Below are 10,789 nucleotides of genomic sequence, written 5' to 3' on the forward strand. Positions count from 1 at the left end.
CATGGTGGTGAAGTGCCCCAGGGCCTGGTTGGCACCGCCCGGGCGGGTCCGGGAAGGGTTGGTTCGCCGGCGAGCGCCGCATCGAGATCAGGAATGCCGGGATGGGTCCGGGTTGGGCTTAGATCCGGCCCAGAAGCACGCTCAGCTGCGCGCCAGCCCTTTATAATACTCTGCTCTATTTTCACTGAGGCCTGGTCTGTCAGGGTCTGGCCGTCCTCGCCCCTTGCATAAAGACTTCCGGCCTCGATGCGGCGGTCGATCTCCCGATCCACCTGTTCGATGTCGCCCCTGTAGGAAAACCGCAGCGCGGCTGCGGTGAGCGCGCTGCGGTCATAGACCGACTGGCGCTCGCTGACATGGGCGATGGCCTGGGTCACCGCGCGGGCAACAGGCGTCTCCGGGTCAGGCTGGTCGCGTTGCGGCGCTGGCGCCCCCACCAGCGCTTTCATCCAGCCCAGCACGGCGGAGATCCGCGAGACCTCCTGCGGATCCTGTTGCGGCTGACGCCGATCGATCTCACGTTCAGCGCGGAGTTCTGGACGCTGGCCCGGGTCAGGGGCCTCGGGCTCGATGCGGCCGCGATCGAGCAGCCGTTCATCGAGACCCGCTTCCAGCGCATCCCTGCGCCACATGATCCGCAGCGCATCCCGGTCCACTTCATTGTGCTTGGCTGCCCGTGTAGCCAGCGCTGCCCACTCAGCCGTTTCCGGGGTCCGGTGCAGCCCCTTTTCCTTCAGATAGGCGTCGATCTCACCGGACCGGCTGGAGAAGAACTCCAGCACCGCCTCGGGAATGGCGGTGAGCTCGACCTGGCCATATTGGCCGCGCTGAGTCTCGACGCCCAGCTCGCGCAATTGCTGCTCGAAACTCGAGCGGTAGATCTCGGTAATGAGTTTCTGGTTTCGGTACACGGACTCATTGCGCAGGGCCGTGTATTCGCCTTTTTCGTTGAGCACCATGTTGGCGATGACCGCATGGCTGTGCAGGTTGGGATCGAGTGCCCGCGAGGTGTCATGCCGGAAGATGCCGGCGATGATGCCTTTGCCCGGGCCGGTGTGCATTTCGCCATCCTGCTGCCAGCGGGTGGTTATGAAGCGCTCCTCGACGATTTTCATGGCCTCGCGCACCGCCTTGTCATGCGCGTGGGTGATCCGGTCATCGCCCATGACCAGTGCCGCGATCGAGGCGGACTTTGAGGCCGAGAAGGTGAGATCGAGACCGGGCCGGTGCTTGCGCTCCCCATCCACGTAGCGCCCCATCAGCTTGCCATCGGGGGATTGCCCATCGAGCAGCTCGGTAAAGCGGGCATCATCCACGTAGCCGGTCAGCTCGGCCGCCTCGGCCGCCTTGCCAAACCACTGCGCCACTTTCTCGGCTTCCGGCGTATCAGCCTTGTAATAGCCTTCTTCCTTATAATAGCCGCTGGCCGCCGCGCCGGCGGAGACGATCGAGACAGACATCATGACTGGTCACCCCGCGAAACTGGTGCGAGCGCGAGAAACAACAGGCAATATTTTGCCCCTTCCGCGCGCATCGAAACGGTATGTTCGCGATATGAGTGTACTGTGGTATGCCGCTGCCGGGCCGACAGGGTTAGCCGGTTTGACGTTCTGCCATCACCAATTCCGGTCCGCCGGGCGGTTGCCCCCAAGCCGCGCGGGAAGAAGGTGATGATGCCCGTCGTCACCTTCCACCGTGCCCGCATCGCCGGCAGGCCTTGAATTCGATGGTCGATCTGCGGGTGGTCCTGACCGGAAAAGCGCGGGATCTGTCTCATTCCGGTGCCTCCGGGGCAGGGCCCTCGCGCTCGATCCGGCCGCGACCCAGCAGCTTTTCATCGAGCCCGGCTTCCAGCGCCTCCTTGCGCCATATGGACCGCAGCTCGTCGCGATCCACGTCCCTGTGCCTGGCCGCCCGGGTGGCGAGCGCCGCCCTGTGAGCCGCCTCCGGGGTCCGGTGCAGACCTTTCTCCTTCAGGTAGGCATCTATCTCGGCCGCACGGCTGGAAAAAACCTCCAGCACCGCCTCGGGAATGGCGCTGAGCTCGACCTGGCCATATTGGCCGCGCCGGGTCCCGATGCCCAGCTCACGCATCTGGTGTTCGAAGCTGGAGCGGTAGATCTCCGTGATCAGCTTGCGGTTCCGATAGACCTCGTCATTGCGCAGGGCGGTGTATTGGCCCTTGTCGTTCAGCACCATGTTGGCGATCACCGCATGGCTGTACAGGTTGGGATCGAGCGCCCGGGATGTGTCATGGCGGAAGATGCCGGCGATGATGCCCTTGCCCGGGCCGGTCTTCATCACCCCATCCTGTTGCCAGCGGGTGGTGATGAAGCGCTGCTCGACCACCTGCATCGCCGCGCGCACCGCCTTGTCATGCGCCCAGGTAATCCGGTCATCGCCCAGCACCAGCGCCGCGATCGAGGCGGACTTCGAGGCCGAGAAGGTCAGATCCAGCCCCGACCGGTGCTGGCGCTCGCCATCCACATACCGCCCCATCAGCCTGCCATCCGGGGTCTGACCATCGAGCAGCTCGGCAAAGCGGGCGTCATCGACAAAGCCGGACAGCCCGGCCTCCTCCGCCGCCCTGCCGAACCACTGCGCCGCCTGCTCGGCTTCCCAGATCCCGGCCTTGCAGTAGCCCTCTTCTTTATAATAGCCGCTGGCCGCCGCGCAGGCAGACAGGTTCGATATCGACATCATGTCAGAACTCCTCCAAAGCGGCCCGGTTTTGCAGAGCCCAACAGGCGCAGGATCTGTCTCATTCCTGTGCCTCCCCGCGCGGGCGCGTGACCCCGAGGCGGCGCAGGCGCCCGTTTTTTGGGCGTTCGGGAGCGGAAAGGGACCCGTTTACGGGATGGCTGTTGTCGGAATCCCACGCGGGCGCGCTGTCCCGCGGGGGTGCGTCCGGGATCGTTTGAGCGTCCGGGAGCGATGCGCTATCCACCGCTCCGACAGACGTGCCGACCCCATGCCGGCCCTCTGTCGACCGGTTCCCTCCCGCTTGTGGTGCCGGGGAAGGGGTGGCTCCACCCGGTGCCGCCCCTTCAACCTCCCAATCGAACAGGTCGGGCCTCGCGGAATGAGCCGCTTCTTCGCCTTTTCCCCGTGTTTCAAAGCGCTCTGGCTGGCAAGGTACAGAAGCAGGCTCACCGGAAGGGGTATCCCCACCACTCACGGGCAACGCAATTCGGCACGCTTCCCCACTCACTCGCCCGAGTGCGCCCGGGTCCGGACGTGCCAGGTTCGAGGAGGTGGAGGGAACCGCCGCCTCACCGGGCCCGCCTCTCTCACGCAGGACCGTCCGGAACCCGGGATGCGCCCGCATCGACAAGGGCGCGTGGGACACCTGTGATCCGCTGTTGGGGCTGTGAGGTTCCACCGTTTCCGGGCGGCTGGATGCCTGTTGCGTTTGATCCCCTATGCGATCTGTCGCTTGCTGCAGCTCACTGACATTTCCGTGAACCACGTCAGCGCCCGAGTCTTTCCCTAATTTGGCACCATTTGCCGGGGTATCCGCTGTGTCCGTCGCGGATGGACCGGTTTCCAATCCTTTCTCCGGTGCATCCGCCAAATTCAGGGAGGGAGCACCTGGCCCTCCCCGACTGGAGATGGTGGCAGTCGAACCCGCCGCCATCTCCGTTTTTTCCTCTGCCGGACGGGTCCGCGACCCGGGACCGGTCCCTTGCGCCGGGCTTTTGGTCACCCGGTGATCGGCGGGGTTTTGCGAATGAGGCCGCTCTGGCGGATTTCCCCTCAAGGGTGGAGAGACAGGGCTTATATCGGATCTGTCATCCGGTGCCCTTAGCAGACTGCGGGCCTCTCCCGCAGATGGCGCATCGGTTGGCCGGGTTTCCTCACCGGAACCCGGTGGGGAGGTGGTGGTTCTTAAACCTGCCACCGCCTCCCGCTTTTTCTCCCCCGGGTACGGCAGCGTCGCCGTCTCAGGCCTTGCTGCATCCCCATTCAGCGCAAACCCGGCCGCAGGGTCGGGCGGCAGGATGTTGGCTGCAGGCACGCCGCGGACCCGTGCGGTCGCGAAGTGCTGCCAGTACCAGTCCCGTTCGGAGATGAGGGCTGGCTCCTCGATCCGGGCCGCACCTTCCGGTCGCGCGCGCAAGAGCCAGCGCAGGAACTCGGCCCTTTGCTCTTCGGGTGGCTTTGCCGCAAAGCCCAACAAGGGCGCTCCGCCTTCCTCGATATCCGCGTTGGTCGCCGCCACCTGCATGCCGCCCTCGTCAAAGCCGGGGCCGCGATAGGGGATCAGCTTCTCGGCCCGGGTCTGGGTCGGCACCGGCTCGAACCGGACCTTTGCCGTCGGCGCGTCATAGGCCGGGCGGAAATAGCCTACGAACTGGGGCAAGGCCTGGATCTCGGCCGGGGTGACGATCGGGCGCTGCGTGCGCCGGCCGACAATGCCCACACCATCGCGCGCCTCATGCGCCCCGAGCGTCAGGTTCTCGTTCATCTCAACCACATCTTCTTCGCCCAGCGAGCGCGAGGAGCGCTGCGCGGTGTCGAAATCGGGCGTGTTGAGCACCACGCGGTTGTTGAGAACGCCGGATATGGTTTCCGCCGCCTTGTCGCCGTAGATCTCCTCGAGCTGGGAAAACACCTGGTAGCCCAGCACGAAGGCGCCGCCGAACTGGCGGATCTCGGCCAGGCTCTTTGGCAGGAACGGCATCCGGTTGAGGGTCGGCACCTCATCGAGGAAGAACCACACCTTGGGATCGCGGCTTTCTTCGGTGGTCATCAGCGCATTGGCCGCCACTTCCAGCACAGTCGAGATGATGTTGCGGGTGACGGCGGCGTGCTCGGCATCCGCCGTAAGGAACACGAAGCCCGGGCGATCCTCGATCACCCAATCCCGGATCGAAAAAGGCGGGGCGTCGTCGCGCAGATATTCCAGGAAGGCCAGTTCGGTTATCAGGTTGGCGCGAATGCCGCCGGAGGTCTTGGCCACATGCTCACCGAAGAAATGCGCCCCGGGGGTGGTTTCGATGATCTCGGCCAGCTCCTCGGCCGGGATACTCATGATGGCCCGGCGCAGATCCGCATTGGTGGCCTTGCCCTGTTTCTGCTTGGCCAGCTCCCGCGCGGCGTATTGGAACACCAGCCGGGCGGCCTTGGTCCAGAACGGATCGTTGGACCCGGGCTGATCCGGCACCATCACCTCGGCGATCTGGGCGAATGCGGCGGAGGTATGGGCTTCATGGAAGGGCGACCAGCCCACCGAGCGCGCATCGAAGGGATTGAGAATGATGTCGGTGTCGGGATCGTAGTGATCGCGCAGCAGACCGCCCATGCGGTCATAGACGATCGCGCGGCCGTTTTCCTCCCGGATCGTGTTCAGCAGCTCGTGGATGGCATTGGTCTTGCCGGTCCCGACCGTGCCGGTGATGCCGATCTGCGCCTCAACCGCGTTGGGCGGGAACTCGATCCCGGCCAGCGTGTAGCGTGGACCGGTCTTGGACCCTTTGCCGAATTTCTTCTCATAGGCCTTCCACTTCCGTTTGGACCAGGCCTTCAGCTCTTTTGCGCTCACCAGCCGCGCGCCCCGGATGTGCTCTTCGTCCTTCAGAGAGCGCCCTACGGCGACAAAGATCAGGAACACAGCGGCAAAGGCGATGGCAGCCGGAATGGCGGAGATCCAGATGATCCGACGCGCGGTGACCGCGTAATGCTCATAGATCGCGATCAGCTGTGGATCGGTGTAGATCGCAAGCGCGGTGCGCCGCACCCGGTTGCCAAACAGATCGACATATTCCAGCACCCGGTGTTCTGTGCCGCGTGTCTCGATATTGAACTCGGCCAGCCAGTAGATGGCGGAGACCCGGAGCATGTCCAGCTCATAGTTCTGCCAGATCAGCCAGAAAAAACAGAGGCAAAACGCCAATGCGGCCATCGAGATGGAGTACCGCAAAACCTGGGTCGCCATACGCGTCCAGTGTTGCGTTGTCTGACCACCTCTGACAATTTGCGTGTGTCCTTTGTTACGCATGATTCATACTCTCGTTCCATTCGTGACACGCACGGACGGCAAACCCGTGCACGGACCGCCGCGATGCTCCAGACGAAGAGCTCCAACTCTTTCTTCTGGGGTGTCGCGGCACCACCACTCAGCTGCTCACGACACATCGGGGCGGGGATTAGGTCTGCCGGCATCACGAAGATTTCCAGCAGTGGGCCTGATCAACCCATAATGGCGGTTATGTTAAATAAGTAAGCATTGCTGACCCTTTTCCGCTTGCGTTTTCTCAGGATAATCAGCCCGGTTATTCGTGCGGCTGACCGATGCAATATTGCCGGTAAGACGCATCCCTGCGGCCCTTGACCAGCGACGGCGCCCAGCCTTCGGCAGGCTCGTAGACCCGCGTGGTCATGATCACCTCCTGCGGTGGCTCATAGGTGCCAAACCGGTTCTTCGCGGTGAACCGGGCGCAGACGAAATAGTCTTTCTCCGGAAACGGAAACAGCACTGACGCATAACGCACCGGCCCAACGGTGATATCCCTGGCGGATGGGCCATCAGGCACATTGTGCAGCAGCCATCGTTTCAATGCGGCCTCGGCCTGGACCCGGGACGGACCGCCTGCCGGCACCTGCGATTCAAAGGTGATGGCGTGCTTGTCGGGCACCGTTCCATCGTTGCAGGCCGCCAAACTTGCGGCGGCGACAAGAACGACAAAACTACGTTTAATGGTCATTGTGATCCTTCCTGTCACTGGTTTTAGCTGCCTCAGTCGTGTCGGGATCCGGATTGCTTATGTCCTGTGCCGCCAGCTCATAGAGCCGCGCGATCAGAGCGTCCGGCGTGTGCAGCCTCTCAAGACTGTCCTTCGGAAGATCCAGAAGATCGGCGAGCTTAAGGACATTGCGGCGAACACGCAGCGTATCACTCTCATCCGCTTTCCGGCCTTTGCCGTCGGCGCTCTTGAACAAACCGTCGAGGCCCGTGCCGGGTTTGTATTCCCGCGGTGTCACGTCAGCACCCATTGTCGAGCTTCACACGCTCAAGCACCGCGCTGCGCTCGCTGATGGCCAGTGCTTCATTGTAGGTCTGCGCATTGGGCCCTGAGCCGCGGGTTGCAGATTGTGCCGCAGTGCCCATCAGGTTGGTTGCGGTGCCGACATTGCGTATGCCTTGTGCCGATCCGGCATTGGCGATCGCGCCGGCGCCCAGGACGGACAAGCCGGCATCGACCAAGCCCCCGGTCAGGTTTGCTTGCCGCTCGCGAGCCCGCTCGGCGCGGTTGATCTCGTCCATCCGCGCATAGTGGCGGGCCAGTTCCGCTTCGATCTGCGCGCAGCTCATTGCCAGATCCGTCTTTGACGGCTGGGCATTCGCCGCGCGCTGCACTCCTGAGATGGATTGCAGGCCCAGGACACTGGCCGAGGTCTGGCTGGTGCCACCTGAACAGGCCGACAGGACAAGTGTGGCGCTCATCAGGGCCGGGATCAGTTTTACGGTGACTTGCATGATGTTGCCTCATTTCTGCTGAATTTTCGTGGATACGTTTCTGCGCGGCTTGTGAACTGGGTCGCGACGGGAGGGGGTCATCCGGTGACGATGGGAAGCCGACCCTGGTGCCACTCAAGGTGAACAGGGGATCTCCTTCCGCCACTCCGGTTTCAGCCCTCCTTTCCGTTCGCCGTATCAGGCTCCGGACGTTCCGGCGGCAGGGTGATGGCCGAGAGGTCCTCCGGAGATCCAAACCCTCGGACAATCCCGCCCGGTCCAACGAAGTACGGTGTTCCACGCGCGCCCACCTGCCGGGCGAGCCGTTCGGAGCGTTTCAGATCATCGCTACCGACACCCTCACCCGCCGCCTGGATCACGGCCTCAGCATCAAAACCCAAATCTATGAGCGTTGCGCGCACCGATACCGGATCGGCATTGCCCTGCAGCGTCATCAGGGCATCGGCGAACCGTTCATAGGCCTCAACCCCTTCCGTTGCCTTCAAGGCCAGGGCAACCTCGGCCGCATGTCTGGAGGCGTCACCAAGGACCGGCGTCTCCAGCAGCACCACCTGCAGATCCGGACGCTGCGCCTTCAGCTCCGCCACATTGGCATGCACGCGGCGGCAGTAGCCGCAATTGTAATCCTGGAATTCAACAAGGATCGGCTTCCCGGGATCAAGACCCTCGAACAGCTCATCCGCAACGGAGGCCACGATCTCAAGATCAGCGACAGCCTCCTGCGCACTCTGTTGCTCCTCCAACAGGGCAAACACTTCGAGCATGATTTCCGGACGCTGCAGCAGCGCCTGGCGCACCTGCTCGATGAACTCCGGTGACGGGGATGGAAAATTCTCCGCTCCGGCCGGAACCGCGCGGGCGAGATCCGCTGCGATCAGGGCGGCGATGAAGGTCTTGCTAAACTTATGTGCCATCTGCTTTCATCCTCTATTGAACTACTGTGAAAACCCGGGAACAGATCCAGGAGTGCCACTTCTCCCCGGATTGAATGTTCCCCTTTTGTGCGCTATAATTCGATCCCCATACGGAGACCGGCCATGACGCGCCTGAAACAGAACTGGAGAGGCCTTGCTGCCTACGCCGCCGTGATGCTTGTGCTCACGGGGCTGGCAGTTTTCGGCCTGCTTGAAAGCGATGCGCTGTTCTCCAGCGCGGTTGCGGACGCCGCTGGCGGTATCCTCGTGCTTATCTGGGGCGCCGTCCTCGTTCTGGGACCGTTTGCCGTGCTGGCAGAGGGCGGGCCAAAGGGCTGGTTCAAGCGTTATTGGAAACTGCTTGCCTACCATGGCGGCTTTTTCCCCGTTGCTGTCCTGGCTCCGGAAGCTGTTTCGTTGATCTACGTCGGCATCGGCGGCGTTTGGCTTGCGGTGTATTTCATCAAGTATGGGAAGCCCGGTAGCGCTGTGAACGAGGACAACAGCGTATACGGTGTTGGTGCAGGGAACATGTCGACGCTCCAATACATGTACCGTTTTCCAAAGGAATACGGTTTCCCGGGAAAGCATTAAATCCGTCATTCGTTGCGCCTCCGCCCGGTGAAGATGTGCCTGCCGATCACAACGTTTTCCCCGCCACGTTCGCGCGACACACCGGCCACCCATGTCGGGGTTTCGTTTTCCTGCTCACCTGCAGCCACAAGAGCGCGCATGCCATCCGGAGAGTAATAATGAGTGGCGCCGCCGGTGGGGTCTTCGATCTCGCCGGCGGCAACCGCGTCCACGATGCGACCGATCCTTTCATACGCCGGATCGCTTTCCTTCAAACTTTCCGGCTGCTTGTTTCCGCCACTGCCGCTGTTCCAGGCCGAGAACTGCTTGAGCTCCAGGCTTACCTCGGCCGGGTTGTCACCCCACCGGGGATCCTGCACCCGGTTGAGGATCACGTGGGCAACCGCTGCCTGACCAAGGTCGCTTTCTCTTCCGGCTTCACCGGCGATCGTCCGGATCATCACATCACGGTCGTAGTATGAAAGGGAATCCGAACCTGTCAGCGTGTTCTTTACGCCACGACCGAGATCCATAGCCGAATCCAAAACGTCTCCGCCAGTGCTAACAGCCTTCGCACCAATGCCCGGGATCACCCCGAAGTCCTGGCCTTCGACCACCTGCCGTTCGTTACTTGCAGCTCCGGCGGTGGCTTTGCCTTCCAGAACCTGCTGACGCTCACCGATGGCGCCTTCGAGCTTCTTCGTCGCCCCGGTCACTCGCTGAAGTTCGGCCCGATGCTCCGTTCCAGCGGATGGGAGCTGCTGTGTGGTGATCTCCTGCTGCGGCCGGCTCAGGGTGAAGGCGCTGGTAAGATCCGGAGTTGGTCGGTCGATCCCAAGCTCCTCCAGCAAGCCGGGGAGAACCTGCTCGACGGCCTTTTCCTGACGCCGTATCGCAGCGCGGGTCTTGGGATAGGCCAGCGCAGAGATTTGCTCTTTACTGAACCCGGCCTCACGCCACTCATTCTCGATCGCAGTCCTCAGTTCCTGATCGTAGTTGATGCCTTTCGAATAGAGATGAGCCTCAGCAGCCGACAGCGTCTCGGCCTCTTCCCGCGCCTCGGCATACGTATTGCCCAGACGGCGCACATCCTCGATGCTCCAGCGGTTGCCGCCGCTTTCGGTGTTGGTCTCCGAGGACTGCTGACCGGCCCGTACCGAGTGGCTGGCTTCAGCAAACTTGGAGACCGTTTCCGACAGACCCGATTCACGGGCGGCCTTGCTCAGGCGTTCATAACTGTCGGTGTCCAGACCAGTGATGTCAGCTCCGATTTTTGCGTCAATCGGACTACCCCCCGGGGTTCCACCAGAAAGCGCCAATTTGTATGCAGCGTTGACGGAAATCCCGTGCTGCTTCGAAAAGTCCTCAACCGCCTGGTGCGCTTCCCTTGCATCCTTGATCCTCCGCGAACTTGAGCTGGAGGACGCATCATCGCCAACGCTGGTTCCGCTGCTCAAACTGCGCCCAAAGTCGGCATAATCCGCTGCGGTTTCGTTGACGGCCGTTGACCATTCATCCCGCGCCGAGGTGGCCGTGCGGATCGCCGCGTCCTTGCGGTCGGAGACCTCTTCGCGAATGGTCTGGCCCACCCTTGTGGACATGCCGCCAGTGCTTTGCGCGGTTCCGCCTGAGTATGTTTCCGATCCATCGGCATTCCGATGATGGAGCGCACCGTCGGCCAGGCGACGCGTTGCCAGCCCGGTGTCATAGAGACTGGAGGTATTATATTTGTTGGCCGCCATGTTGTTCATCGACGCATTGGCCAGGGAGATATTGCCGGTCGCTGTCTCGCGCCCCGCTTCCATCGCAGCCCCCTGCCCCA

10 protein-coding genes are annotated in these 10,789 nt (G+C 62.6%); 1 reads left to right on the forward strand and 9 read right to left on the reverse strand.

Annotation, left to right across the window (positions count from 1 at the left end; genetic code table 11):
* The 8 genes from mobF (GOX53_RS27910) to GOX53_RS27945 form a co-directional block, all read right to left on the reverse strand.
* Positions 1 to 1,463 (reverse strand): MobF family relaxase (gene mobF, locus GOX53_RS27910; RefSeq protein WP_171182149.1); only part of this gene is annotated, 1,463 nt, incomplete at its 3' end.
* The gene (locus GOX53_RS27915) at positions 1,460 to 1,777 is read right to left on the reverse strand and encodes a hypothetical protein (protein WP_171182150.1); all 318 of its coding nucleotides are present in this window, start codon (positions 1,775 to 1,777) and stop codon (positions 1,460 to 1,462) included. The genes GOX53_RS27915 and mobF (GOX53_RS27910), both read right to left, overlap by 4 nt.
* The gene (mobF, locus tag GOX53_RS27920; RefSeq protein ID WP_171182151.1) at positions 1,774 to 2,703 is read right to left on the reverse strand and encodes a MobF family relaxase; all 930 of its coding nucleotides are present in this window, start codon (positions 2,701 to 2,703) and stop codon (positions 1,774 to 1,776) included. Before mobF (GOX53_RS27920) ends, GOX53_RS27915 begins: the two co-directional genes overlap by 4 nt.
* Positions 2,704 to 2,761: 58 nt before the next feature.
* Entirely contained in the window at positions 2,762 to 5,938 is a 3,177-nt protein-coding gene (locus GOX53_RS27925) for a type IV secretion system DNA-binding domain-containing protein (protein WP_171182152.1), read from the reverse strand.
* Between the two features lie 337 nt (positions 5,939 to 6,275).
* Complete coding sequence (locus tag GOX53_RS27930; RefSeq protein ID WP_171182153.1) at positions 6,276 to 6,707, reverse strand: hypothetical protein; 432 nt, start codon at positions 6,705 to 6,707, stop codon at positions 6,276 to 6,278.
* Positions 6,697 to 6,996: a hypothetical protein gene (locus GOX53_RS27935; protein WP_171182154.1), complete on the reverse strand. Its 300-nt coding sequence runs from the start codon at positions 6,994 to 6,996 to the stop codon at positions 6,697 to 6,699. Before GOX53_RS27935 ends, GOX53_RS27930 begins: the two co-directional genes overlap by 11 nt.
* Entirely contained in the window at positions 6,986 to 7,480 is a 495-nt protein-coding gene (locus GOX53_RS27940; protein ID WP_171182155.1) for a hypothetical protein, read from the reverse strand. The genes GOX53_RS27935 and GOX53_RS27940 overlap by 11 nt, the downstream gene beginning before the upstream one ends.
* Before the next feature lie 152 nt (positions 7,481 to 7,632).
* Positions 7,633 to 8,394 carry a DsbA family protein gene (locus GOX53_RS27945; protein ID WP_171182156.1) on the reverse strand — a complete coding sequence of 254 codons (762 nt, stop codon included), beginning with the start codon at positions 8,392 to 8,394 and terminating at the stop codon, positions 7,633 to 7,635.
* Between the two features lie 123 nt (positions 8,395 to 8,517).
* Here GOX53_RS27945 and GOX53_RS27950 point away from each other — a divergent pair, with 123 nt between their 5' ends.
* A complete protein-coding gene (locus GOX53_RS27950) occupies positions 8,518 to 8,988 on the forward strand; it encodes a hypothetical protein (protein WP_171182157.1) in 471 nt (156 codons plus the stop codon).
* A 5-nt stretch (positions 8,989 to 8,993) separates the two neighbouring features.
* Here the strand turns inward: GOX53_RS27950 and GOX53_RS27955 are convergent.
* Positions 8,994 to 10,789: cell wall hydrolase (locus GOX53_RS27955; protein ID WP_217351978.1), on the reverse strand; the 1,796-nt coding region annotated here is incomplete at its 5' end.

The organism is Ruegeria sp. HKCCD8929 (genome assembly GCF_013031405.1).
Classification (GTDB): Bacteria; Pseudomonadota; Alphaproteobacteria; order Rhodobacterales; family Rhodobacteraceae; genus Ruegeria.

What these genes read in the sequence shown, in the direction of transcription:
- mobF (WP_171182151.1), bottom strand. Translation starts at nt 2,703, where the DNA reads ATGATGTCGATATCGAACCTGTCTGCCTGCGCGGCGGCCAGCGGCTAT.
- GOX53_RS27925 (WP_171182152.1), bottom strand. Translation starts at nt 5,938, where the DNA reads ATGGCGACCCAGGTTTTGCGGTACTCCATCTCGATGGCCGCATTGGCG.
- GOX53_RS27915 (WP_171182150.1), bottom strand. Translation starts at nt 1,777, where the DNA reads ATGAGACAGATCCCGCGCTTTTCCGGTCAGGACCACCCGCAGATCGAC.
- GOX53_RS27945 (WP_171182156.1), bottom strand. Translation starts at nt 8,394, where the DNA reads ATGGCACATAAGTTTAGCAAGACCTTCATCGCCGCCCTGATCGCAGCG.
- GOX53_RS27930 (WP_171182153.1), bottom strand. Translation starts at nt 6,707, where the DNA reads ATGACCATTAAACGTAGTTTTGTCGTTCTTGTCGCCGCCGCAAGTTTG.
- GOX53_RS27935 (WP_171182154.1), bottom strand. Translation starts at nt 6,996, where the DNA reads ATGGGTGCTGACGTGACACCGCGGGAATACAAACCCGGCACGGGCCTC.
- GOX53_RS27940 (WP_171182155.1), bottom strand. Translation starts at nt 7,480, where the DNA reads ATGCAAGTCACCGTAAAACTGATCCCGGCCCTGATGAGCGCCACACTT.
- GOX53_RS27950 (WP_171182157.1), top strand. Translation starts at nt 8,518, where the DNA reads ATGACGCGCCTGAAACAGAACTGGAGAGGCCTTGCTGCCTACGCCGCC.